The sequence below is a fragment of the Bradyrhizobium sp. USDA 3311 genome (assembly GCF_054062495.1).
In genome coordinates, this window is sequence record NZ_JBSSFI010000001.1 from 3,177,307 (window position 1) to 3,200,994 (window position 23,688).

At 65.8% G+C, this 23,688-nt stretch carries 18 protein-coding genes and 1 other RNA gene; 7 read left to right on the plus strand and 12 right to left on the minus strand.

Features of this window, described 5'->3' with window-relative positions; genetic code table 11:
• Nucleotides 1-360: 360 nt before the first annotated feature.
• Nucleotides 361-1,554, plus strand: a complete 1,194-nt coding sequence (locus ACVWW6_RS15055) for an efflux RND transporter periplasmic adaptor subunit (protein WP_304550861.1) — start codon at nucleotides 361-363, stop codon at nucleotides 1,552-1,554.
• A gap of 6 nt (nucleotides 1,555-1,560) precedes the next feature.
• Nucleotides 1,561-4,713: a multidrug efflux RND transporter permease subunit gene (locus tag ACVWW6_RS15060; protein WP_304550862.1), complete on the plus strand. Its 3,153-nt coding sequence runs from the start codon at nucleotides 1,561-1,563 to the stop codon at nucleotides 4,711-4,713.
• Between the two features lie 132 nt (nucleotides 4,714-4,845).
• Here the strand turns inward: ACVWW6_RS15060 and ACVWW6_RS15065 are convergent, their stop codons facing one another.
• The 8 genes from ACVWW6_RS15065 to tkt all read right to left on the minus strand — a co-directional run bounded on the left by ACVWW6_RS15065 (nucleotide 4,846) and on the right by tkt (nucleotide 14,395).
• Nucleotides 4,846-5,637, minus strand: coding sequence for an inositol monophosphatase family protein (locus tag ACVWW6_RS15065; RefSeq protein WP_028173448.1), 792 nt, complete (start codon nucleotides 5,635-5,637; stop codon nucleotides 4,846-4,848).
• Between the two features lie 98 nt (nucleotides 5,638-5,735).
• Nucleotides 5,736-6,800, minus strand: a complete 1,065-nt coding sequence (locus ACVWW6_RS15070; protein WP_211433871.1) for a tetratricopeptide repeat protein — start codon at nucleotides 6,798-6,800, stop codon at nucleotides 5,736-5,738.
• Between the two features lie 8 nt (nucleotides 6,801-6,808).
• Entirely contained in the window at nucleotides 6,809-7,495 is a 687-nt protein-coding gene (locus ACVWW6_RS15075) for a thiamine phosphate synthase (protein WP_456680943.1), read from the minus strand.
• Between the two features lie 3 nt (nucleotides 7,496-7,498).
• Nucleotides 7,499-8,524, minus strand: coding sequence for a class I fructose-bisphosphate aldolase (locus ACVWW6_RS15080; protein WP_060909144.1), 1,026 nt, complete (start codon nucleotides 8,522-8,524; stop codon nucleotides 7,499-7,501).
• Between the two features lie 240 nt (nucleotides 8,525-8,764).
• The gene (gene fba / locus ACVWW6_RS15085; RefSeq protein WP_456680944.1) at nucleotides 8,765-9,832 is read right to left on the minus strand and encodes a class II fructose-bisphosphate aldolase; all 1,068 of its coding nucleotides are present in this window, start codon (nucleotides 9,830-9,832) and stop codon (nucleotides 8,765-8,767) included.
• 54 nt (nucleotides 9,833-9,886) lie between these two features.
• Nucleotides 9,887-11,083, minus strand: a complete 1,197-nt coding sequence (locus ACVWW6_RS15090) for a phosphoglycerate kinase (protein ID WP_456680945.1) — start codon at nucleotides 11,081-11,083, stop codon at nucleotides 9,887-9,889.
• A 139-nt stretch (nucleotides 11,084-11,222) separates the two neighbouring features.
• A complete protein-coding gene (gap, locus tag ACVWW6_RS15095; protein ID WP_028173444.1) occupies nucleotides 11,223-12,230 on the minus strand; it encodes a type I glyceraldehyde-3-phosphate dehydrogenase in 1,008 nt (335 codons plus the stop codon).
• Between the two features lie 149 nt (nucleotides 12,231-12,379).
• Nucleotides 12,380-14,395, minus strand: a complete 2,016-nt coding sequence (gene tkt, locus ACVWW6_RS15100; RefSeq protein WP_404524300.1) for a transketolase — start codon at nucleotides 14,393-14,395, stop codon at nucleotides 12,380-12,382.
• Nucleotides 14,396-14,761: 366 nt separating this feature from the next.
• On the opposite strand from tkt, the gene ACVWW6_RS15105 reads away from it, so the two are divergent.
• The 5 genes from ACVWW6_RS15105 (at nucleotide 14,762) to ACVWW6_RS15125 (ending at nucleotide 17,503) form a co-directional block, all read left to right on the plus strand.
• Nucleotides 14,762-15,082, plus strand: a complete 321-nt coding sequence (locus ACVWW6_RS15105) for a DUF4164 domain-containing protein (protein WP_020608063.1) — start codon at nucleotides 14,762-14,764, stop codon at nucleotides 15,080-15,082.
• On the plus strand, nucleotides 15,079-15,462 hold the full coding sequence (locus ACVWW6_RS15110; protein ID WP_028173442.1) for a cell division protein ZapA: 384 nt from the start codon (nucleotides 15,079-15,081) through the stop codon (nucleotides 15,460-15,462). The genes ACVWW6_RS15105 and ACVWW6_RS15110 overlap by 4 nt, the downstream gene beginning before the upstream one ends.
• A gap of 274 nt (nucleotides 15,463-15,736) precedes the next feature.
• A non-coding RNA gene (ssrS, locus tag ACVWW6_RS15115) (6S RNA) lies at nucleotides 15,737-15,897 on the plus strand.
• Nucleotides 15,898-16,104: 207 nt separating this feature from the next.
• Entirely contained in the window at nucleotides 16,105-16,701 is a 597-nt protein-coding gene (locus ACVWW6_RS15120; protein ID WP_028173441.1) for a 5-formyltetrahydrofolate cyclo-ligase, read from the plus strand.
• Entirely contained in the window at nucleotides 16,679-17,503 is an 825-nt protein-coding gene (locus ACVWW6_RS15125) for a TIGR00282 family metallophosphoesterase (protein ID WP_028173440.1), read from the plus strand. The genes ACVWW6_RS15120 and ACVWW6_RS15125 overlap by 23 nt, the downstream gene beginning before the upstream one ends.
• Nucleotides 17,504-17,711: 208 nt before the next feature.
• Here the strand turns inward: ACVWW6_RS15125 and ACVWW6_RS15130 are convergent, their stop codons facing one another.
• The 4 genes from ACVWW6_RS15130 to ACVWW6_RS15145 all read right to left on the minus strand — a co-directional run bounded on the left by ACVWW6_RS15130 (nucleotide 17,712) and on the right by ACVWW6_RS15145 (nucleotide 23,670).
• Complete coding sequence (locus tag ACVWW6_RS15130; RefSeq protein WP_456680946.1) at nucleotides 17,712-19,055, minus strand: c-type cytochrome; 1,344 nt, start codon at nucleotides 19,053-19,055, stop codon at nucleotides 17,712-17,714.
• Nucleotides 19,052-21,220 carry a xanthine dehydrogenase family protein molybdopterin-binding subunit gene (locus ACVWW6_RS15135; RefSeq protein ID WP_404524298.1) on the minus strand — a complete coding sequence of 723 codons (2,169 nt, stop codon included), beginning with the start codon at nucleotides 21,218-21,220 and terminating at the stop codon, nucleotides 19,052-19,054. The genes ACVWW6_RS15130 and ACVWW6_RS15135 overlap by 4 nt, the downstream gene beginning before the upstream one ends.
• A gap of 8 nt (nucleotides 21,221-21,228) precedes the next feature.
• The gene (locus tag ACVWW6_RS15140) at nucleotides 21,229-21,693 is read right to left on the minus strand and encodes a (2Fe-2S)-binding protein (RefSeq protein ID WP_404524297.1); all 465 of its coding nucleotides are present in this window, start codon (nucleotides 21,691-21,693) and stop codon (nucleotides 21,229-21,231) included.
• A gap of 552 nt (nucleotides 21,694-22,245) precedes the next feature.
• Nucleotides 22,246-23,670 (minus strand): methyl-accepting chemotaxis protein, encoded by a 1,425-nt coding sequence (locus ACVWW6_RS15145; RefSeq protein ID WP_404524296.1) that lies wholly within the window; start codon nucleotides 23,668-23,670, stop codon nucleotides 22,246-22,248.
• Nucleotides 23,671-23,688 lie beyond the last annotated feature (18 nt).

Consider the following 23,688-nt stretch of genomic DNA (forward strand, 5'->3'; position numbering starts at 1 on the left):
TCCGCGTGCAGGACCGCTTCGGGTCACGAGCGGTGATGCTTTGATTGATCGCAAAACTTCCGCTTGGCCGTCAGTAGCTGAATGTCGTTTGCGCCCTCGTGAACGCACGTCCCGGCTCGAAACGTTTGATTGCGATGTTCTGTCGCAGCGCGCGGCGATGGAACTCGACTCACAATCCGGTGAGAGCCGGAAAGTGACCTGAACTCAGCACGATAGGTCATGTGACATTGGGCCGCCCGCGCCACGCGTTGCATCGCAGCAGGCGCATTCTATTTTGACGACATCAGCCGCGCGTGATTTGCCCAGAACGGGCCCGCGCGGAGCGTGACCAGTTTCAACAACATCGGGGCACTTAACTTCATGTCAGGACTTCGTGCGCGATCGGCATGCGTTGCAATGATGCTCGCGGCCTTTGCGCCGCTGCTCGCCGCTTGCGAGGAATCCAGCTCGGCCGTGTCCGCCGCCCAGCCTGCCGATCCTGACGTCAGCATCGTCGTCGTCAAGCAGCAAGCCCGCGCCGTGGTGCGCGAATTGCCCGGCCGCATCGCGCCGACGCGCGTCTCCGATGTGCGGCCGCGCGTCTCCGGCATCGTGGTCGAGCGCCTGTTCCGCCAGGGCAGCGAGGTCAAGGCGGGCGATGCGCTCTATCGCATCGATCCGCGTCCGTTCGAGGTCGAGGTGATGGCCAACGAGGCGGCGGTCGCCAAGGCCGAAGCCGGGTTGATGCAGGCCAAGCAGCAGGCGCACCGTATCGCCACGCTCACCAGCCAGCGTGCAGCGCCCGAAGCCGAGAACGAGAAGGCGGTTGCCGCCGAACGCCAGGCCCATGCCGAGGTCGAGGGCCGCAAGGCCGACCTCGCGCGTGCCAAGCTCAATCTCGACTATGCCACCGTGCGCGCGCCGATCGACGGCGTGGTTGGTGCAGCGCTCGTCAGCGAAGGCGCGCTCGCCGTGCAGAACGAGACCAACCTCGCCACCATCCAGCAGCTCGATCCGATCTATGCCGACTTCACCCAGTCGGTGAACGAGCTCAACCAGCTCCGCCGCGCCTTCGAGAGCGGCGATCTCGATCGCATCGAGGCCGATGCCGTCAAGGTGCGCCTCGTGCTCGACGACAACACCCTTTATTCGCTCGACGGCAAGCTGCTGTTCTCTGAAGCCAAGGTCGACGCCCATACCGGCCAGGTGACGCTGCGCGGCGAGTTCCGCAATCCGAAGCGCGAGCTGTTGCCGGGCATGTATGTCCGCGTCCGCCTCGACCAGGGCCTCGATAGCGACGCCATCGCGGTGCCGCAGCAGGCGATCCAGCGCAATGGCGGCGGCGGCAGCGAGGTGTTCGTCGTCAAGGATGACAACCGCATCGCGGTGCAGCCGGTGCGCACCGGCTCGGTGCAGGACGGCATCTGGTTCGTCACCGACGGCCTCAAGGCCGGCGACAAGGTCGTGGTCGAAGGCTTCCAGAAGTTCGCGGCCGGCGACAAGGTCAAGCCGCAATCCTGGTCGGAGGCGGACGCGACCGCGGACAACCGTCACGCCCAGAAGCTGACGCGGTAACGTGCCATGGCGAGTTTCTTCATCGACAGGCCGATCTTCGCCTGGGTCGTGGCGCTGTTCATCTGTCTGATCGGCGCGATCTCGGTGCCGCTGCTGCCGATCGCGCAATACCCGATCATCGCGCCGCCCTCGATCTCGATCTCGACCAGCTATCCCGGCGCCTCGCCGGAGAACCTCTACAACAGCGTCACGCGCCTGATCGAGGAGGAGCTCAACGGCGCCTCCGGCATCCTCAATTTCGAATCGACCAGCGACTCGCTCGGCCAGGTCGAGATCATCGCCAATTTCCAGCCCGGCACGGATACCAGCGCGGCGTCCGTGGAGGTGCAGAACCGCATCAAGCGCGTCGAGGCGCGGCTGCCGCGCGCGGTGATCCAGCAGGGCATTCTGATCGAGGAAGCCTCGAGCGCGGTGCTCCAGATCATCACGCTGAACTCGACCGACGGCAGCCTCGACGAGGTCGGCCTCGGCGACTTCATGATCCGCAACGTGCTCGGCGAGATCCGCCGCATCCCCGGCGTCGGCCGCGCCACGCTGTATTCGACCGAGCGCTCGCTTCGCGTCTGGGTCGATCCGGCCAAGCTCGTCGGCTATGGACTGACCGCCGAGGACGTCAACAAGGCGATATCGGCGCAGAATGCGCAGGTCGCCTCGGGCAGCATCGGCGCCGAGCCGTCGACGTCGACCCAGCGCACCTCCGCGCTGGTGCTGGTCAAGGGCCAGCTCTCGTCCCCCGATGAATTCGGCGCCATCATCCTGCGCGCCAATGCCGACGGTTCGACCGTGCGCCTGCGCGACGTCGCGCGCATCGAGGTCGGCGGCCTCAGCTACCAGTTCAATACGCGCCTGAACGGCAAGCCGACCGCGGGCCTGTCCGTGCTGATGTCGCCGACCGGCAATGCGCTGGCGACCGCGAGCGCGGTCGAAGAGAAGATGAAGGAGCTGTCGCGCTTCTTCCCGGCCAACATCTCCTACGAGATCCCCTACAACATCACGCCCGTGGTCGAGGCCTCGATCAAGAAGGTGCTGTCGACGCTGGTCGAAGCCGTGGTGCTGGTGTTCGTGGTGATGTTCTTGTTCTTGCAGAACATCCGCTACACCATCATTCCGACCATCGTGGTGCCGGTGGCGCTCCTGGGCGCCTGCACCACGTTGCTGCTCGCCGGCTACTCCATCAACATGCTCTCGATGTTCGGCATGGTGCTCGCCGTGGGCATCCTCGTCGACGACGCCATCGTCGTGGTCGAGAACGTCGAGCGCATCATGAGCGAGGAGGGGCTGCCGCCGAAGGAGGCGACGCGCAAGGCGATGTCGCAGATATCAGGCGCCATCATCGGCATCACGCTGGTGCTGATGGCGGTGTTCGTGCCGATGGCGTTCTTCCCCGGTTCGGTCGGCATCATCTACCGCCAGTTCTCGGTGACCATGGTGGCCGCGATCGGCTTCTCCGCCTTCCTCGCGCTGTCGCTGACGCCGGCGCTGTGCGCGACCCTGCTCAAGCCCGTCGCGGCCGGTCACGGCCACGCCAAGAAGGGCGTGTTCGGCTGGTTCAACCGCATGCTCGAAGGCGGCAAGGAAGGCTATTCCCGCACCGTCGGCTTCTCGCTGAAGCGCACCGGCCGGCTGATGCTGGTCTATGTCGCGCTGCTCGTCGGCCTGTCCTGGGCCTTCGTCAACCTGCCAGGCGGCTTCCTGCCCGTCGACGACCAGGGCTTCGTCACCACCGACGTGCAGACGCCGTCGGATTCGTCCTACGCCCGCACCGAAGCCGTGATCGAGAAGGTGGAAAAATATCTGGCGCAGCGGCCGGGCGTCGACAACGTCACCTTCCTCACCGGCTTCAGCTTCTCCGGTCAGGGCATGAACACCGCGCAGGCCTTCATCACCTTGAAGGACTGGTCGGAGCGTGGGCCGAAGGAGTCGGCCGCCGCGATCGTTGCCGACATCAACCGCGATCTGTCGTCGTCGATCCGCGATGCGAAGATCTCCGCGCTGCAGCCGCCGCCGATCGACAATCTCGGCAACTCCTCGGGCTTCTCGTTCCGTCTCCAGGACCGCGGCCAGAAGGGCTATCCGGCACTGATGCGCGCCGCCGACCAGCTCATCGCGGAAGCCAATGCGAGCCCGGTGCTGCAGAAAGTCTATGTCGAGGGCCTGCCCGAGGCGGGCGTGGTCAATCTCGTGATCGATCGCGAGAAGGCCGGCGCCTTCGGCGTCACCTTCGAGGACATCAACAACACCATCTCGACCAATCTCGGCTCGAACTACATCAACGACTTCCCGAACCGCGGTCGCATGCAGCGCGTCGTGGTGCAGGCCGACGCCCGCGACCGCATGCGCACCGAGGACATCCTCAACTACAACGTCAAGAACAGCCGCGGCCAGCTCGTGCCGTTCTCGTCGTTCACCACGGTGGAGTGGGCACGCGGCCCGACACAGATCGCCGGCTTCAACTACTACCCGGCGGTGCGCATCTCCGGTGAGGCCAGGCCCGGCTTTACCTCGGGCGACGCCATCGCCGAGATGGAGCGCCTTGCCGGCAAGCTGCCGCGCGGCTTCGGCTATGAATGGACCGGCCAGTCGCTCCAGGAGAAGCTGTCGGGCTCGCAGGCGCCGTTCCTGCTCGCGCTCTCGGTGTTCGTGGTGTTCCTGTGCCTCGCCGCGCTCTACGAGAGCTGGACCATTCCGCTCGCGGTGCTGCTCACCGTGCCGCTCGGCATCGTCGGCGCCGTGATCGCGGCGATGCTGCGCGGCCTGCCCAACGACGTCTATTTCACCGTCGGCCTGATCACCATCATCGGGCTCGCGGCCAAGGACGCGATCCTGATCATCGAGTTCGCCAAGGATCTGCGCAAAGAAGGCAAGCCGCTGGTGGACGCGACCATCGAGGCCTGCCGCCTGCGCTTCCGCCCGATCCTGATGACCGGCCTTGCCTTCATCTGCGGCGTGCTGCCGATGGCCATCGCCCACGGCGCCGGCGGCGCCAGCCAGCAGGCGCTCGGCAGCATCGTCATGGGCGGCATGATCGCGGTGGTGATCCTGGCGCTGCTGATGGTGCCGGTGTTCTTCGTCTCCGTGCAGCGCGTGCTGGCGGGTGATCGGGAGAAGGTGGCGGCGGAGGGCGAGGCCTACGGGCCGCCGGCGCCGGTGAAGCTATAGGGAAAACTGTCATTCCGGGGCGCGCATCGCGCGAACCCGGAATCCATCGCGCCACCATTGACTCGGATCAATGGATTCCGGGCTCGCGCCAAGAGGCGCGCCCCGGAATGACGACGTGGAGGGGGCGGCGCGCTACGCAGGCTTCCGCAAAATCTTCACCAGCTCCCCGTGCACGAACTCGTTCCCGCACACCACATGCCCGGTCACCAGCGCATCGCCTGTCGTGTCGATGTCGCTCACCGTGCCGCCTGCCTCGCGCACCATGATCATGCCGGCGGCGATGTCCCAGGATTGCAGGTTGCGCTCCCAGTAGCCGTCGAGGCGGCCGGCGGCGACGAAGGCGAGGTCGAGGGAGGCGGCGCCGAAGCGGCGCAGGCCCGCGACGCGGTCCTGGATCGCGGTCATCTCGCGGCGGAATTCCTCGTGGTCGCCGCGGCCGATATGGGGCAGGCCGCAGGCCACCACGCATTCGTTGAGCTGGCGGCGGCCGGCCACGCGCAGGCGCTGGTCGTTGAGGAAGGCGCCCTTGCCGCGCTCGGCGATGTAGAGCTCGTCATTGGCGGGGTTGTAGATCACGCCGGCGATGATCGTACCCTCGCGGGCGAGGCCGATCGAGATCGCGAATTGCGGGATGCCGTGCAGGAAGTTGGTGGTGCCGTCGAGCGGATCGACGATCCAGGTGTGGCTCTTGTCGGTGCCCTCGCGGGTGCCGCCTTCCTCGCCGATGAAGCCGTAGCCGGGCCGCGCCTTGGCGAGGTCCTGGTAGAGGATCTCCTCGGCGCGCTTGTCGGCGAGCGAGACGAAATTCGCCGGCCCCTTGAGCGAGACCTGCAGATGCTCGATCTCGCCGAGATCGCGTTTGAGGCTGCGGCCGGCGCGGCGCGCGGCCTTGACCATGACGTTGATAGTGGCGGAATACAGCATGAGCTTCCGGTCTTGATCGGGGGAAATGGCGCGAAAACGCGCCTGTTTGGGGGATTGGGTGCCCTGTGGGGGGCCCAACGTCAAGTCATTGCGTCAGGTCATTTGGCGCCGAGCCATTTCCTGGCGGCGGCCTCGGCCTTGGCCCGGTCCTCGGCCGGCAGATCGGACAATTGCTTGTCGAGCTCCGGATCGCCCTTGCCGCCGGTCTTGGCCACCAGGTGCCATTTGAACCCCTCGACCTTGTCCACGGGCGTGCCCATGCCGTTGATCAGCACCCAGGCCAGCCGATTCTGCGCGATCGCGCTGCCCTGGCGGGACGCCTTGCGGAGCAGGGCTACGGCCGCCGGCTGGTTCTTCGGCGTGCCGGTGCCGTTGAACAGCGCGATGGCGTATTCGACCTCGGCATCGACATTGTCGGTCAGCGACGCCGCCTGGAGCAGTCGCACCGCGCGTTCCGGGTCCTTCGGCACGCCGGTGCCTTCCTTGTAGAAGGTCGCCAGCGCGTATTGCGCCTCGGGCAGGCCGGCGTCCGCCGCCTGCCGCAGCAGCTCGGCGGAACGCTTGACGTCCTGCGGCAGGGTCTGGCCGTCGAGATAGAGCAAAGCGAGGTTATAGGCCGCCTTGGGCTCGCCGAGCTTGGCGGCGGAGGCCATCAGCTTCACCGCCTCGCCCTTGTCGACCGGGCCGCCGCGGCCGGCGATGCGCATCATGGCGAGCGCGAACATCGCCTCGCGGTCACCGGCGTCGGACGCACGCTTGTACCATTCGAGCGCCTTGGCGTAGTCGCGCTTGATGCCCATGGCGTTGGAATAGAGCTCGCCCAGCATGGTCATCGCCTTGGGATCGCCCGCCTGGGCGCGGGCGGTGGCGAGCTCGAACGCGGTCTTGTACTGGCCGCGCTGGTAGGCGCCGAACACCAGGTCGACATTGGAATTGTCGGTCGGAGGCGCCGGGATCACGGTCGCGGGCAGCGCCGGCTTGGGGGAGGCGGACGGCTTCGGTGCCGGCGCGGCCTCCTTCTTCTTGGGGGGCGCGGGCGGCTTGGCTTTCTGCTTCTCGGCCGGCGGGCTCGGCGTCGTGGCCGGCGGCGTGATCTGGAGTTGCGCTGCCGCGGGCACCGTGAGCAGCAGCGTGGCCAGGATGGTGATGCGCGGGAGCTTCATGTCGGGCGCTAGCCGTGCTCGCCCGCGGGATTTTGGCTTGCGAGCGCAGCCGCATGGGCCTTCTTGATCGTGGCGTCGGCCTCGATCAGTGCGGCCTTGGCCCCGCGCGGATCGGCCCAGACGAACTCGCCGACCAGCACGAAATCGGCGCCGCTGGCGGCGAAGTCGTAGGCCTCTTCCAGCGAGGTCGCAAAGCCGACGCAGGGCGGCTCGAACAGCTCGGCCCACCAGTCCAGCCGCTCGGCGATCGCCTCGGACGACGGACGCTGGCCCTTTGCATCGGGCTCGCCGAACAGCAAATAGTCCGCGCCAATTTCGCCCGCATCCATGGAATGGTGCCGTGTCGTCAGCCCGCCGACGCCGGCGATGCGATCGGGCTTGAGCGATGGCAGCGCCTCTTTCAGCGCGGCGATGCCGGGCAGGTGCGCGCCGTCGGCACCGCCGCGCGCGACCAGTTCGGCATGGCCGTCGATCAGCAGCGCGGCGCCGGCCTTCTGGACCGGCGGCGCGAGTGCCTTGATCCACGAGATCATGGTGCGGTGGTCGGTCTCCTTCAGCCGCACCAGCACGGCCGCGACGTCGGCGGCCGCGAGCAGGCCCGGCAACTCGGCGACGAGCGAAGCTGGGTCATCGACAACAGGCGTCGCGAGATAAAGGCGCGGCGCCGGGCGCGGCGGAGGCGATTTGTTCGACAAGGTCTAGGCCGCTTTCTTTTCCAGGCTGCTTTGCCATTCGCCTTTGGAGGCGAGGCCGTTCATTCGTGCACGATGGCTGAAGGCGCGCTGGCCGGCCGCGACGTTCTCGGCCTTGCCGGACCAGGCCTTCTGCGGCGCGGCCTGAAGCGCGCGGCCGTAGGAGAAGGTCAGGCCCCAGGGCAGCGGGCCGAGCTTGTGCATGGCGTTGAGATGCGCGGTTGCCTCTTCGTCCGACTGGCCGCCGGAGAGGAAGGCGATGCCGGGCACCGCCGCCGGCACACAGGCCTTGAGCAGCCGTATCGTCTTCTCCGCGACCTCCTCGACGGGGGCCTGCTTCGCGCACTTCTTGCCTGAGATCGCCATGTTCGGTTTCAGCACCATGCCTTCGAGCGCGACGCGCTGCACGCGCAATTCCTGAAACGTCTTGTTGAGCACGCGCTGCGTGACCTCGTAGCAGCGGTCGATGTCGTGATCGCCATCCATCAGCACTTCCGGCTCGACGATCGGCACGATCTGCGCGGCCTGGCACAGCGCCGCATAGCGCGCCAGCGCGTGGGCGTTGACGCTGATCGCCGTCATCGAAGGAATGCCGCTGCCGATGTCGATCACCGCGCGCCATTTGGCGAAGCGCGCGCCGCGCTCGTAATATTTCTTCAGCCGCTCGGCGAGCTTGTCGAGCCCGACGGTGACGAGCTCGCCGGGGCACATCGGCAGGGCCTGCGTGCCTTCGTCGACCTTGATGCCCGGGATGGCGCCGCTACTCTCGATCAGCTTCACCAGCGGCGTGCCGTCCTTCGCATCCTGCCAGATCGTCTCGTCATAGAGGATCACGCCGGAGATGTACTGGCTCATGGCTTCCCTGGATCGGAACAGCATCTCGCGGTAGTCGCGCCGGTTCGATTCCGTCGATTCCACGCCGATCGCGTCGAAGCGCTTCTTGATGGTGCCGGAGGATTCGTCGGCCGCAAGGATGCCCTTGCCGGGCGCGACCATGGCGGTCGCGATCCTGTTGAGCTCAGTCAGATCCATCGAGAGGTCCTCCCAAAACGATTCTGCCCTTGCCCGTGAAAATAGACCGTTCTCGGGCAAATGCCGAGTTAACGTTCGTCGCAGGGGTAAGGGGGTTCTCTGTCATTCCGGGATGCGCCGAAAGGCGCAGGCCCGGAATCCATAACCCCAGGCTGTGGTTATGGATTCCGGGCCCACGCTTCGCGTGTCCCGGAATGACGGGGAGGGTGAGTCCGGAGGCCTTACGCCACCGCGCGATCGCTACGCGACGCGGGGGTCGAGCTCGCCCTTGGCGTAGCGCTTGGCCATCTCGGCGGTGGTCAGGACCTTCTTGATCTTGGAGGCCTGGCCGGCGGTGTTGAACTCCTGGAGCCGCTGCTTGCACAGCTTGGTCATCGCTTCCATCGCCGGCTTCAGGTACTTGCGCGGGTCGAACTCTTCCGGATTGTCCTTCAGCACCTTCCGGATCTGGCCGGTCATCGCCATCCGGTTGTCGGTGTCGATGTTGATCTTGCGCACGCCGTTCTTGATGCCGCGCTGGATCTCGGCAACAGGCACGCCCCAGGTCGGCTTCATCTTGCCGCCATAGGTGTTGATGATGTCCTGGAGGTCCTGCGGCACCGACGACGAGCCGTGCATGACGAGGTGCGTGTTCGGCAGCTTGCGGTGGATCTCCTCGATCACCTTCATGGCGAGGATGTCGCCGTCCGGCTTGCGGGTAAATTTGTAAGCACCGTGCGAAGTCCCCATCGCGATCGCGAGCGCGTCGACCCTGGTCTCCTGCACGAACTTCACGGCCTCGTCCGGATTGGTCAGGAGCTGGTCGTGGCTGAGCTTGCCTTCGGCGCCGTGGCCGTCTTCCTTGTCGCCCATGCCGGTCTCGAGCGAGCCGAGCACGCCGAGCTCGCCCTCGACCGAGATGCCGCCGAGATGGGCCATGTCGGTCACGGTCTTGGTGACGCCGACATTGTAGCCCCAGTCGCCGGGGGTCTTGCCGTCGGCCTTGAGCGAGCCGTCCATCATCACCGAGGTGAAGCCGGCCTGGATCGCGGTCATGCAGGTCGCCGGCTCGTTGCCGTGGTCGAGATGCACGCAGACCGGGATGTGCGGATAGATCTCGGTCACCGCGTCCATCATGTGCTTGAGCATGACGTCGTTGGCGTAGGAGCGCGCACCGCGCGAGGCCTGGATGATGACGGGCGCATCGACCTGGTTGGCGGCGTCCATGATCGCCAGCGCCTGCTCCATGTTGTTGATGTTGAAGGCCGGTACGCCGTAATCGTTCTCAGCCGCATGGTCGAGCAATTGACGTAACGTGATCCGAGCCATGTGTCTTTTTCTCCGGTTTGGGCCTTCAGGGCCCGCTAGCTGCTTGTCGACTGACTACTTGATGCGCAGGACCTCGACGCCGGGCAGTGGCTTGCCTTCCATCCATTCAAGAAATGCGCCACCGGCGGTCGAGACATAGGTGAAGTCACCGGCCACGTGGGCCTGGTTGAGGGCCGCGACGGTGTCGCCGCCGCCCGCGATCGAGATCAACTTTTTCGCCTTGGTACGCTCGGCGGCGTGCTTGGCGGCCGCGACCGTGCCGCGGTCGAACGGCTGCATCTCGAAGGCGCCGAGCGGCCCGTTCCAGACCAGCGTCGCCGCGTCGTCGATCGCCGCGTGCACGCGCGCGACCGATTGCGGGCCGACGTCGAGGATCATGCCGTCGGCCGGGATCGCATCGAGGCCGTAGGCGTGGGACGGCGCGTTGGCCGCGAAATGATAGGCGACGGTGGCGTCGACCGGCAGGATGATGGCGCAGTTGGCGGCTTCCGCCTTCTCGATGATGCGCAGCGCGGTCGGCGCGAGATCCTTCTCGGCCAGCGACTTGCCGATGCCGACGCCCTGGGCGTGCAGGAAGGTGTTGGCCATGCCGCCGCCGATCACCAGCGCGTCGACCTTGCTGACGAGGTTTTCGAGCAGGTCGATCTTGGTCGAGACCTTGGCGCCGCCGATGATCGCGATGACCGGCTTGGTCGGCGAGCCCAGCGCCTTCTCCAGCGCATCGAGCTCGGCCTGCATGGTGCGGCCGGCATAGGCCGGCAGCTTGTGGCCGAGGCCTTCGGTCGAGGCGTGGGCGCGGTGCGCGGCCGAGAACGCGTCATTGACCCAGATGTCGCCGAGCCTGGCCAGTTCCGCGACGAAGGCGGGATCGTTCTTTTCCTCTTCCTTGTGGAAGCGGGTGTTTTCCAGGCACAGGATGTCGCCGTCCTTGAGTGCCGCCACGGCCGTGGCCGCGGGCTCGCCGATGCAGTCGTCGGCAAACGCGACGGGCTTGTTCAGGACCTTCGACAGCGCCTCGGTGATGGGCTTGAGCGACTCCTTGGCATCGCGTCCCTTCGGCCGGCCGAAATGCGCGAGCAGGATCACCTTGCCGCCCTTGTCGGCGAGCTCGGTGATGGTCGGCGCGACGCGCTCGAGCCGGGTTGCGTCGGTGACGCGCCCGTTCTCCATGGGCACGTTGAGGTCGACGCGCAGCAGCACGCGTTTGCCCTTCACGTCGACGTCGTCGAGGGTGCGGAATTTGTTCGCCATGGGATGGCCTCAACCATTTGGACTGTCATTCCGGGGCGCGCTTAGCGCGAACCCTGGTGCGCAGTTGCGCACCTGAGAATCTCGAGATTCCGGGTCTGGTCCTTACGGACCATCCCGGAATGACGAAACCGCTGCGGAGTTAGATCACCTTCGCGATCGCGACCGCGGTGTCGGCCATGCGGTTCGAGAAGCCCCACTCGTTGTCGTACCAGGACATCACGCGCACCAGCGTGCCGTTCTGCACCTTGGTCTGGTCCTCGTGGAAGGTCGAGGAGTGCGGATCGTGGTTGAAGTCGATCGAGACGTTCGGCGCATTGGTGTAGCCGAGGATGCCCTTGAGCTGCTGCTCGGAGGCGCGCTTCATCGCCGCGTTGATTTCCTTCACGTCGGTGGCGCGCTTGGCAATGATCTTGAGGTCGACGACCGAGACGTTCGGGGTCGGCACGCGGATCGCGACGCCGTCGAGCTTGCCCTTCAGTTCCGGCAGCACGAGGCCGATCGCCTTGGCGGCGCCGGTCGAGGTCGGGATCATCGACATCGCCGCCGCGCGGCCGCGATAGAGATCCTTGTGCATGGTGTCGAGCGTCGGCTGGTCGCCGGTATAGGCGTGGATCGTGGTCATGAAGCCGGTCTCGATGCCGACGAGATCGTTCAGGACCTTGGCGACCGGCGCGAGGCAGTTCGTCGTGCAGGAACCGTTGGAGACGACCAGGTGATCCCTGGTCAGCGTGTCGTGGTTGACGCCGTAGACGATGGTGGCGTCGGCGCCGTCGGCGGGCGCGGAGACCAGCACGCGCTTGGCGCCGGCGGTCAGATGTGCGGAGGCCTTGTCCTTCGAGGTGAAGATGCCGGTGCATTCGAGCGCGATGTCGACGCCGAGATCCTTCCAGGGCAGCTTCGAGGGATCGCGCTCGGCGGTCACCTTGATCTTGCCGCCTCCGAGGCTGATCGAATCGCCGTCGACGGTGACGGTGCCGGGGAAGCGGCCGTGAACGCTGTCGAAACGGAGCAGATGGGCATTGGTCTCGACCGGGCCGAGGTCGTTGATGCCGACCACCTCGATATCCTTGCGGCCGGACTCTGCAATCGCCCGCAGGACGTTGCGGCCGATACGACCAAAACCGTTGATTCCAACGCGGACTGCCATCTTTCGTCTCCTTCAATGACCGTTGTCATCCCGCCGGACGCGCGGCTAACGCGTCAGCGAGGGTTTTTTAGGGCGGACGCCCGGTTCGGCCGGGCGGTGCTTGATCATATGGGACGTTACGTAGTCCTTTTTTTTGGCAAGCTCAACTCTCAGGATACGCGCTTCAGCACGGCGTTAACCGCAGCCTCGGCGGTAATGCCGAAATGCTTGTACAGGTCCTTCGCCGGCGCGCTCGCGCCGAACGAATGCATGCCGACAAATTCGCCATCCTGGCCGATCACAGCATCCCAGCCCCAGCGCACCGCGGCCTCGATCGCGACCTTCACCGGCGCGTTGCCGATGATCTCGGCGCGCTTGGCTTCTGGTTGCGCTAACAAAAGCTCGAGCGAGGGCACCGACACCACCCGTGACGGGATGCCGCGCTCGGCGAGCTGCTTCTGGGCGGCGACCGCGATTTCGACCTCGGAGCCGGAGGCGAACAGCGTCGCCTTGGCTTCGCCCTGCGCCGGAACCAGCTCGTAGGCACCGGCCGCGCAAGGATTGTCGTTCGGCGCGGTGGTGCGGAGCTGCGGCAGGTTCTGCCGCGTCAGCGCCAGCACCGTCGGGCCGTCGATGCGGTTGAGCGCGAGCTCCCAACACTCGGCGACCTCGATCGAGTCGCAGGGACGGAACACGCGCATGTTTGGAATGGCGCGAAGCGCGGCCAGATGCTCGACCGGCTGATGGGTCGGGCCGTCTTCGCCGAGGCCGATGGAATCGTGCGTCATCACGTAGACCACACCGGTGCCCATCAGCGCGGCAAGGCGCATCGCCGGACGCGCATAATCGGTGAACACCAGGAAGGTCGCGCCGTTCGGCGCGAAGCCGCCGTGCAGGAAGATGCCGTTCATCGCGGCGGCCATGCCGTGCTCGCGGATGCCGTAATGGATGAAGCGGCCCTTCGGCGTCTTGGCCGAGAAGGCGGTCGCCGACTTCGCCTTGTTGTTGTTGGAACCGGTGAGGTCGGCGGAGCCTGCGAGGAATTCCATCGGCATCGCGCCGGCAATGACTTCGATCACCGCTTCCGAGGATTTGCGGGTGGCCGCAACCAGCGGCTTTTCCAGCAGCTCCTTCTTGTACGCGCGCACCGCCTTTGCGAGCGAGGCCGGACGCTCATGGCGCAGGCGGCGCTCGAACTCGGCGCGCTTGCGGCTGCCGAGCTCGCCGAGCCGTCCTTCCCATTCCTGCCGAGCCGCAGCGCCGCGGCTGCCGGCCGCGCGCCAGGCTTTCAGCACGTCGTCGGGCACCGAGAACGGCTCGAGCGAGATGCCGAGATTTTCCTTGGCGGCCTTGAGCTCCTCGGCGCCGAGCGCCTCGCCGTGCACCTTCGACGTGCCGGCCTTGTGCGGCGCGCCGAAGCCGATGGTGGTGCGGCAGGCGATCAGCGTCGGCTTGTTGGATTTCTTCGCGCGCGTGATGGCCGCTGTGATGGCGGCCTGGTCGTGGCCGTCGATCTTCTCGGCGGCCCAGCCGGCGGACTTGAAGCGCTTCACCTGGTCGACGGAATCGGCGATCGAGGTCGGGCCGTCGATCGAGATGCCGTTGTCGTCGTAGAGCACGATCAGCTTGTTGAGCTTCCAGTGCCCGGCCATCGCGATCGCTTCCTGCGACACGCCTTCCATCAGGTCGCCGTCGGAGGCGAGCACGAAGGTGTGGTGATCGACGATCTTCTTGCCGAACTCGGCGGCGAGCATCTTCTCGGCGAGCGCCATGCCGACCGCGGTCGAGATGCCCTGGCCGAGCGGACCGGTGGTGGTCTCGATGCCCTTGGTGTGGAAGTTCTCCGGGTGGCCAGGCGTCAGCCCGCCGAGCTGGCGGAATTGCTTGAGCTGGTCCAGCGTCATGTCGGCATTGCCGGTCAGGTACAGCAGCGAATAGAGCAGCATCGAGCCGTGGCCGGCCGACAGCACGAAGCGGTCGCGGTCCGGCCAGGCGGGCGCGGCGGCGTCGAATTTCAGGAACTGCGTGAACAGCACCGTGGCGATGTCGGCGGCGCCCATCGGCAGGCCGGGATGGCCCGATTTCGCCTTCTCGACAGCGTCCATCGAAAGGCCGCGGATCGCGTTGGCCATACGGGAGTGGTCGACCTGCGTATGGGCCATACGGGTGGCATCGAGCTGCATCATGATGAAAATCCGTCTGGAATGAGGTGCTTGATGGCCGTGTGCGCCGCGCTGGATCGAGCCTGGCGGTCACGGGAGGTTGGGGGCTGGATAGCATCTCGGTTCCGGGAGTCCAAGGCAATCAAACGCCGGTTTGGCCGCAAAAGTTGCCTGCGGCATGATCCGGAAAAGCCGCAGCCGCGGATCATGCAGATCTGGAACCAGCCGGCCGCCATGCCGAGGGCCGATCTAGCAGTGCATAGTTTCGCGGCGACATTGCGCTGGGCTAGCTTGCCACGTAAATTTCTGCTTCTAACCGCTTGCCGAACCGAGTCTTTTGCCGGGCGGCAAGCCCCGATGCAAAGGCCACCAAGGTCCGCCGCTGACCGCATGAACGATCGCGTATCCAACAGTTCCGCCATGACGGAGTCCTCCGCCGTCGAGATCGAGATCGCGACCCGCAGGCTCATGGCGGCGCTCGACGCGCTCGAAAGCGCGGTTGAGCGGCGACGCGATGCCGATCGCGACGAGAACGAACTCGCCGCGCGAATCCAGGCGCTCGGCGCGGACCGCTCGCGGCTTGCCGATGAGCTCGACGGCGCGCTGGTGAAGGCGCGCAAGCTCGAGCGCACCAATCGCGAGATCTCCGATCGGCTGGATTCCGCGATCGTCACGATACGCTCGGTGCTCGATACCGGAGAGGATGGATGAGCCACATCAACGTCACCATCAACGGCCGGCAATACCGCATGGCCTGCGAGGAGGGCCAGGAGGTGCGGCTGCTCAAGCTCGCCGAAAGCCTGGAGACGCGGATTCAGTCGCTGCGCGGAAAATTCGGCGAGATCGGCGATGCCAGGCTTACGGTGATGGCGGCACTGACCGTCTGCGACGAGCTGGTCGACGCCGGCAACCGCGTCCGCACCATGGAGCAGGAATTGACCGAGCTGCGGGATTTCCGCAATGCCGCCGTCGAGCGCGCCAGGATGACGCAGACCGCGGTGGTCAACGCGCTGAACGCTGCTGCTGAGCGCATCGAGAAGTCGACCCAGGTCCTGAACCGGACCGTCGGAGGCGGCATCGCGATCGGGTAGGGACCGCGGAAGACTCGATCAGTTGGTCCGCTCGATGTAACCGCGGGCTCAACCTCTCCCGCTTGCGGGAGAGGTCGGCGCGAAGCGCCGGGTGAGGGCTCTCACCTCTTGGGGAATCTCAGTGCGGAGACACCCTCTCCCCAACCCTCCCCCGCAAGCGGGGGAGGGAGCGCACTTCCGCCGTGGCGGCAGGAAGGACTGATTTCATTGCACCGAAGCTCGGCAGCCCGTCGGCGGGCTGGCGGTTCGTCAGTATCGTTGTTACATTGCAAAGGCGAGGCTGCGACGCGCGTCCGGAGCCATATATCCCCGGGGCCTTATCGATCCTTTAGGGAACTGTCCCTGGCCGGGCCCGTGGGCCCGGACATATGGTGCCCACCTACTTTCGTAGGGAACTCCGGGATCGAGTGCTTCAACGGCGTCCGCGGCTTCGCACTTTTGTTTGCTTGGTTTGTGCTTGTCGAAATTGCGTCCCCGACACGCTTGCGGTTCAATTGAGTCTCGGTGTCATGCCCGCGAAGGCGGGCATCCAGTACGCCGCGGCGTCTCGGTTCTTGCAACTCGCGTCTCTGGAATACTGGATCACCCGCTTTCGCGGGTGATGACAGCGGAGCGAGGCTCTGCCTTCGGGGGAAAGCGCGCATGTCCAATTCGAAAGCCGAGCTCCGTGCCAAAGCCCTCGCCAAACGCGACGCGCTGAGCGAGAAGAAGCGCGCCGCCGCTGCCACCAAGCTCGCCAAGCGCGGGCTGCCGTTCAAGCTGCTGCCCGGCAGCATCGTCTCCGGCTATTCGCCGATCCGCAGCGAGATCGACCCGATGCCGCTCTTGAGGAAGCTCGCCGAGGAGGGCGCAAGGCTGGCGCTGCCCTGTGTCACCGCGCGCGGCCAGTCGCTGGTCTTCCGTATCTTTCATCCGAACGACCGGCTGATGCTCGGCCCGCTCGGCATTCCCGAGCCGTCGCCGGCAGCAAGCGAAGTCATCCCCGACATCATGCTGACGCCGCTCGCGGCCTTCGACCGGCTCGGCCACCGCATCGGTTATGGTGCCGGGCATTACGACTTCACCTTCGCTCACTTGCGCAAGACCAAGCAAATCGTCGGCATCGGGCTTGCGTTTGCCGCGCAGGAGATCGAGGCGGTTCCGGCACTATCCCACGACGTCGCGCTGGATTATGTGCTAACGGAATCGGACGTGTTCGATTTCCGGAGTTCTGAAGTTGCGCATTCTCTTCGTGGGTGATGTCGTCGGCCGTGCGGGGCGCACGGCCATCGCCGAATATCTGCCCGGCATGGTCAAGGACTGGTCGCTCGATTTCGTCGTCGTCAACGGCGAAAATTCCGCCGGCGGCTTCGGCATCACCGAAGCGATCTATCAGGAGTTTCTCGATGCCGGCGCCGACGCGGTGACGCTCGGCAATCACTCCTGGGACCAGCGCGAGGCCCTGGTGTTCATCGAGCGCGCCGACCGCCTGGTGCGGCCCGCGAACTATCCGCGCGGCACGCCCGGCCGCGGCGCGGCGCTGGTCGAGACCAAGAACGGCAAGCATGCGCTCGTCGTCAATGCTTTGGGCCGCGTCTTCATGACTCCGTTCGACGATCCCTTTGCGGCGCTGGAGCGCGAGCTCGGCGCCTGTCCGCTCGGCGTTGCAGCGGATGCGATCGTCGTCGATTTCCATTGCGAGGCGAGCAGCGAGAAGCAGGGCATCGGCTTCTTCTGCGACGGCCGCGCCAGCCTCGTCGTCGGCACCCACACCCATGTGCCGACCGCCGATCACCAGATCCTCAACGGCGGCACCGCCTACATGACGGATGCCGGCATGACCGGCGACTACGATTCCATCATCGGCATGCAGAAGGAAGAACCGCTGCGCCGGTTCACGTCGGGGATTCCCTCCGGCCGGTTCGAGCCGGCGGCCGGAGTGGCGACGCTCAGCGGCGTTGCGATCGAGACCGACGATGCAACGGGCCTCGCGCTGCGGATCGCGCCGGTGCGCGTGGGCGGCCGGCTGGAGCCGGCGACACCGAGGTTCTGGTTGAGCTGACGGTCGCGCTACACACTCGCTGTCGTCCCGGCGAAAGGCCGGGACCCATAACCCCAGGGAGAAGTGTGGGGCACAGCTCCCACTCCAAGTCTTCGCCAAACTACTCCCTGTGGGTATGGGTCCCGGATCTGCGCTTCGCTTGTCCGGGACGACGGCGGAAATTGATGCGCGCGATTGCGCATCAATCTCCGCCGCGGATGGCTGCGCGCTACTCCGCCGTCTGCCCTCGCAGCTCCGCGACGTCCTTCGCCGTCAGCTTCGAGCCCTTCGCACCGAACCGCGCCGTCACATAGTTCGCCACCGCCGCGATCTCGTCGTCGGTGTAGGCGTTGCCGAACGCCGGCATCGATAGCGCACCATCCGGCGTATGCCGCCTGGTGCCTGAGATCACGATCTGCGCGACGTTGGTGGCGGTGGGGTCGTTGACGGCCCAGGTGCCGGTGAGTGTCGCCATCGGCGACACCGGGCTCTCGCCGCTCCAGCCGTGGCAGCTGGCGCAGGCGCTGGCGAACACCTTCTTGCCGCGGGCGTCGGCCGTCACGCCGTCCTTGTGCGAGGCGGGCGCGACCGGCGCCGTGGTGGCGGGGAGGTCGGGCGAGGGCTGCGGCGGCACGCTGCGCAGGTAAGCAACGATGCTGCTTATGTCTTCGGGGGCGAACTGGCTGAAGCTGTGGTCGACGGCTTCACCCATCGGACCCGAGGCCGAGCCGTGGCCCGGCGCATGGCCGAGCGACAGATACGAGATCAGATCCGCGTCGCTCCAGTTGCCGAGACCTGTCGCCTTGTCCGACGAGATGTTGAAGGCGCGCCAGCCCGCCGTGATAGCGCCGGCGAACTTCTTGCGGTTATCCAGCGCGAAGCCGAGATTGCGCGGCGTGTGGCACTCGCCGCAATGCGCCAGCGCTTCGGCGAGATATGCCCCGCGATTCCATTCCGGGCTCTTCGACGTATCCGGCGCAAAGCGCGTGTCCGGATTGAACACGGCCGACCAGAAGATCATCGCCCAGCGCTGGTTGAACGGGAACGACAGCGTGTTGTCGGGCGCCTTGGCGCGCACCGCCGGCAGGCTGAACAGATACGCTTTCACCGCGAGCACGTCCTCGTCGGTCATGAAGGTGTAGGACGTGTACGGCATCGCCGGATAGAGCCGCGCGCCGTCATTGCGTTTGCCGTGCTGGACCGCGTTCAGAAAATCCTGGTCGCTGTAATTGCCGATGCCGGTGTCCTTGTCCGGCGTGATGTTGGTCGAATAGAGCGTGCCGAACGGCAGCTTGAAGGCGAGCCCGCCGGAATAGTCCTCCTCGCCCGGCTTGGTGTGGCAGACCATGCAGTCGGCGGCCTTCGCCAGATATTCGCCGCGTTCGACCAGGCTCGCTTTCTCCAGCTTTGCCGGCACGCCGGTCGGCTTTCCGGCGCGGTAATCCGCCAGCGCCACTTTCGTGCCGCCGGCAAAGTCGAGCGGGCCGGGCCCGCGGATGAGGAAGACGCCAAGCGCCACCGCGACGATGGCGATCACAACGATACTTGTGAGGATACGCATCGTGCCGCTCATGCCTTCTTCCCCGCAGCCAGCAGTTTCCGGTCGATCGGCAGGCGCCGCAGCGCCACGCCGGTTGCGGCGTAAATCGCGTTGCGCAGCGCCGGTGGCCCCGCCGTCGTGCCGGTCTCGCCAATTCCGCCGGGTGCCTCGCCGCTCTTGACGACGTGAACCTCGATCTTGGGCGTCTGATGGATCCGCAGCATCCGGTAGTCGTTGAAGTTGGATTGCTGGACGCGCCCCTTTTCGATGGTGATCTCGCCGTAGAGCGCGGCGGTAAGGCCGAAGATCAGCCCGCCCTCGACCTGAGCCACGATCGTATCGGGATTGACGGCGATGCCGGTATCCACCACCGAGGTCGCACGGCGTAGATTGATCTCGCCTTGCTCGTCGACCTCAGCCTCCACAACGGTTGCGATGAAACTCCCGAAAGACGGCTGCAGGCACACGCCGCGCCCGACGCGCGCCGGCAAGGGTTGACCCCAATTGGCTTTCTCTGCCGCAAGATTGAGGACGGACAGGAAGCGCGGTTGATTGGCCAGCATTCCACGGCGAAACTCGACCGGGTCCTTGCCCGCCTTGCGCGCCAGTTCGTCGATGAAGCATTCGACCGCGAACACGTTGTTGTTGGGCCCGACCCCGCGCCAGAACCCCGTTGGTATCGCCGGCGGTTCGGCCCGCACATATTCGACGTGGACATTCGGGATGTCGTAGGGCACGTCGGTGGCGCTGTCGATCGCGTCGATATCGATGCCCTTCTGGAAGGCCGGCGGCAGCCAGCGCGCGATGATCGCAGCGCCGGCAATCTTGTATTTCCAGCCGACGATCTTGCCGGCCGACAAGGTCGCTGCGATCGTATCGCGATAGACCGGTCGATAGACGTCGTGCTGAATGTCCTCCTCGCGGGTCCACACGACCTTGACCGGCCCGTCGACCTCCTTGGCGATGCGAACGGCCGCGACCACCATGTCAGGCTCGAGCTTGCGGCCGAAGCCGCCGCCCAGCAGGTGCTGGTTGACGGTCACCTTCTCGACCGGGAGCCCGGCCGCCTTTGCCGCCTCCGACTGCACGCGCGCCATGATCTGCGTTCCGGTCCAGATTTCGCAGGAATCGGGCGTGCAATGCACCGTGGCGTTCAACGGCTCCATCGTTGCGTGGGCGAGAAACGGCAGCTCGAACGAAGCTTCGAGTTTTTCGCCGCTCGCGAGGCCCTTGGCGATGTCGCCGGTGGATCTGGCGACCACGCCGTCCTTTGCGCTGGCGGCGCGCAAATCGTCCCAAATCGCTTTCGAATTGAGCTTTGCGTTCGGTCCCTCGTTCCACGTGATGTCGAGCGCATCCAGGCCTTTTTTCGCCGCCCACATGTGATCGCCGACGACGGCGACGAGATCGTCGAGCACGACGATCTTTCGCACGCCCGGAATCTTCTTCGCGGCACGATCATCGACCTTGCCGACCTTGCCGCCGAAAACCGGGCACTGCGCCAGCGTTGCGAACTTCATGTTCGGCACGATGGCGTCGATGCCGTAGACGGCCTTGCCGTTGACCTTCTCGGGTGTATCGAGCCGCTTGAACGGCTGGCCGATATAGACGAAATCCTTGGGGTCCTTGAGCGGGACGTCCTTGGGCGGCGTCTGGCCGCTCGCGGCAGCCGCAAGCGCGCCATAGGAGAGCGTCCGGCCGCTCGCCTTGTGGGTCACCTCGCCCTTCGACGTCGTGCAACTGGCGGGATCGACGTTCCATTGCGCAGCTGCAGCCTGCACCAGCATGGCACGCGCGCTGGCGCCGGCTTCACGCAGCGGCTTCCAGAATGCCCGGACCGATGTGGAGCCACCGGTCGCCTGAATGATGAAGATCGGATTGCCGTAGAGCTTCTCGTTGGCCGGTGCGTGCAGCAGTTGGACTTTCGACCAATCCGCGTCGAGCTCTTCCGCCAGGATCATCGAGATCGCGGTGTAGATTCCCTGCCCCATCTCGACCTGCGGCATCACCAGCGTGGTCGCACCTTCAGGGTCGATGCGGATGAAGGCGTTGGGCGCGAACTTGCCGTCGGTCGTATCCTTCGGCTGCACCGGCTCGTTGACGGCGGCGCGCAGCGGCAGGTGGAAGGCGAGCAGGAAACCGGTGGCGAGGCCGCCGGTCAGGAGCGTGCGGCGGGAGACGTTGTTGTGTGCATTCATGGCGGACCTCACGACTGACGGCCGGAGGCCGCCTGCTTGATGGCCTCGCGGATTCGCACATAGGTGCCGCAGCGGCAGATGTTGCCGGCCATGGCGGCGTCGATGTCGGAATCGTCTGGGTTGGGCGTTGCCGCGAGCAGTGCCGCGGCCGACATGATCTGGCCGGACTGGCAGTAACCGCACTGGATCACTTCGGCATCGAGCCAAGCCTTCTGCACCTTCGCGCCCGCAGGCGTGCTGCCGATATGCTCGATGGTGGTGATGGCGCGGTTCTGGACCGCGCTCACCGGCAGCACGCAGGAGCGCACCGCCTTGCCGTCGACATGCACCGTGCAGGCGCCGCATTGCGCGATGCCGCAGCCGAACTTGGTGCCGGTCATCCCGAGGATGTCGCGCAGCACCCACAGCAGCGGCATTTCCGGCGGCGCGTCGAAGGATTTCGTTTCGCCATTGATGGTGAGAACTGTTGCCATATGCATCCCCTTGCTCGACGATCGCTTGCGGCGATCAATTCGGCGAATTTCCGCGCGACCATAATCATAACGACGCGAAACGATGAAGCGTCGAAATTCCCGGCAATGCATATTTGCGCGACTGACGCGTCAGGCCATGACGTTCACGAATTTGTGCGGCGGCTCATTGATATGATAATCGTCATGTTTTGGCGCATTTTCGCCGCGCGCGCCGTGAATCGCCGCGGATGACCGTGCGAATGCGCAAAATCATGCGATCACGAAATTCGTGCGATTGGGAAAAGCGGGCGACGGCGAGCACGGTGCACGGGATCAATTGCAACGGCCAATGGCCGGATGGCCGACGTGCGCGATGATGACATCATGCTCCTGGTTTGCCCGACGGAGCAATGGCCGCACTAGGCGCTTCTCGACGCACCTCCGTCAGGGCGCCACGAGAGCCTCATCTCACCAGACGCTAAGCAATTGATTCCGCGCGCCCCGGCTACTGTGCATGGGGTTGTTTTTCAGGTTTTTGATTGAAGGTCGCAGGAGCGGCCGTCGCGAGATCCTTCAGCCGTGCCGGAAGCCCATCCGGAAAGCCCCCCAGTGCCTGCCGCGGATCATGATCGGCGAGGACAGATCCTTCATCAGCACGAACTGCCCGCCGCCCATGTCGCGGCGGTAGGTCTGGAGCAGGAACGGCTTGGTGTTCGCAGCGACCTTCTTCACCGCGCGATCGGTGAACAGGCGGCGGTTGCGACAATTGGCGTTGTTCCAGACCGGGTCCTTGCCCTGTGGCAGGCGGTAGTTCGGATTGTGGGTCGGCAGGTAGCCGCCCTTAGCCCAGGCGACGCAGAACACGATGCGGGGATCGGCTTTCTGGATCGGGTCCTGGATGGCGGGCAGCACGCGATCGGTGAAGTCGACGTAGCTGGTGAGATACTGCTTTGGATCGGTGCCGGGAATCTCACGGTACTGCTCGTCCATGAGCTGGTCGAGCGTGATCTCGCCGCGATCGATCGCGGCCTCGAACTCGGCCGAGATCCGCTTGGCGGTCTCGACGACCGCGCGGATCAGCGGCGCGTCCGACGTCTCCACGCCGCTGTCGGCGATCATCGCGATCAGGCCTTCGGAGGTGTCGAGCAGCTTGGCCACCCGCTCGTCGGCGTATTTGAGGTCGCGCGAGGAGAGGTCGACGCCCTTGGCGAGCTCGTTGAGCTCGCTGATGACGGTGTCGCAATGGCCGAGATTGGAGGTCGCCGCGCGCGCGACGCTGTCGATCTCCGCTTCCACGGAGGCGAAGCCCTGCTGGACGCGCGAGATGATGCTGGAGATCTGCTGGGCGCCTTCGCCGGCGGTCTTCGCGCGCTGCGAGGCGTCGCTGCTCTCGCCGATCAGGCCTTCGATCTGGCCGTCGAGATCGCGCACGGTGTCGGAGATCTGGTGCGTCGCCTGGCGGGTGGCTTCCGCGAGGTTCTTCACCTCGCTCGCGACCACCGCGAAGCCGCGGCCGGCATTGCCGGCGCGCGCGGCTTCGATGGTTGCGTTCAGCGCAAGCAGGTTGGTCTGCTTCGCGATCGCCTCGATCGAGCCGGACACCTTGGCCACCTGCGCCAGCGCCGAGCCGACCGCGCTCAGGCGCGCCTCGATCCGCCCAACGGCGGCGACAAGCTCGGAGATGTGGCTGACGGCGGTATCGACCGCGCTGCGCGACTGCGCGATCTCGCCGACCGCCGCGGACGTCGTCGTTTGCACCGCCTGCGACGCATTGGCGATGTCGTGGTTGGCCGAGACCATCGTCTCCGCCGTCTCCTGGAGGTGATGGAACCGTTCCGACTGGTTCGCGACCCGGTTGGCGACTTCCTGGACGTTGCCCGCGATGTCGGCGAGCTCCACGCCGAGACCGCCGATGCGGTCGGCGAGCTGGTCGATCAGGCGTTCAGCCAGCGTCCGGTTCGACCCGGTGTCCAATACTGCAAGTTGTGCCAGAGACATGTACGGGTTTTCTCCAGT

Coding starts and splice junctions, on each gene's coding strand:
- ACVWW6_RS15055 (WP_304550861.1), top strand. CDS start 361: ATGTCAGGACTTCGTGCGCGATCGGCATGCGTTGCAATGATGCTCGCG.
- ACVWW6_RS15060 (WP_304550862.1), top strand. CDS start 1,561: ATGGCGAGTTTCTTCATCGACAGGCCGATCTTCGCCTGGGTCGTGGCG.
- ACVWW6_RS15065 (WP_028173448.1), bottom strand. CDS start 5,637: ATGCTGTATTCCGCCACTATCAACGTCATGGTCAAGGCCGCGCGCCGC.
- ACVWW6_RS15070 (WP_211433871.1), bottom strand. CDS start 6,800: ATGAAGCTCCCGCGCATCACCATCCTGGCCACGCTGCTGCTCACGGTG.
- ACVWW6_RS15080 (WP_060909144.1), bottom strand. CDS start 8,524: ATGGATCTGACTGAGCTCAACAGGATCGCGACCGCCATGGTCGCGCCC.
- fba (WP_456680944.1), bottom strand. CDS start 9,832: ATGGCTCGGATCACGTTACGTCAATTGCTCGACCATGCGGCTGAGAAC.
- ACVWW6_RS15090 (WP_456680945.1), bottom strand. CDS start 11,083: ATGGCGAACAAATTCCGCACCCTCGACGACGTCGACGTGAAGGGCAAA.
- gap (WP_028173444.1), bottom strand. CDS start 12,230: ATGGCAGTCCGCGTTGGAATCAACGGTTTTGGTCGTATCGGCCGCAAC.
- tkt (WP_404524300.1), bottom strand. CDS start 14,395: ATGATGCAGCTCGATGCCACCCGTATGGCCCATACGCAGGTCGACCAC.
- ACVWW6_RS15105 (WP_020608063.1), top strand. CDS start 14,762: ATGAACGATCGCGTATCCAACAGTTCCGCCATGACGGAGTCCTCCGCC.
- ACVWW6_RS15110 (WP_028173442.1), top strand. CDS start 15,079: ATGAGCCACATCAACGTCACCATCAACGGCCGGCAATACCGCATGGCC.
- ACVWW6_RS15120 (WP_028173441.1), top strand. CDS start 16,105: ATGTCCAATTCGAAAGCCGAGCTCCGTGCCAAAGCCCTCGCCAAACGC.
- ACVWW6_RS15130 (WP_456680946.1), bottom strand. CDS start 19,055: ATGAGCGGCACGATGCGTATCCTCACAAGTATCGTTGTGATCGCCATC.
- ACVWW6_RS15135 (WP_404524298.1), bottom strand. CDS start 21,220: ATGAATGCACACAACAACGTCTCCCGCCGCACGCTCCTGACCGGCGGC.
- ACVWW6_RS15140 (WP_404524297.1), bottom strand. CDS start 21,693: ATGGCAACAGTTCTCACCATCAATGGCGAAACGAAATCCTTCGACGCG.
- ACVWW6_RS15145 (WP_404524296.1), bottom strand. CDS start 23,670: ATGTCTCTGGCACAACTTGCAGTATTGGACACCGGGTCGAACCGGACG.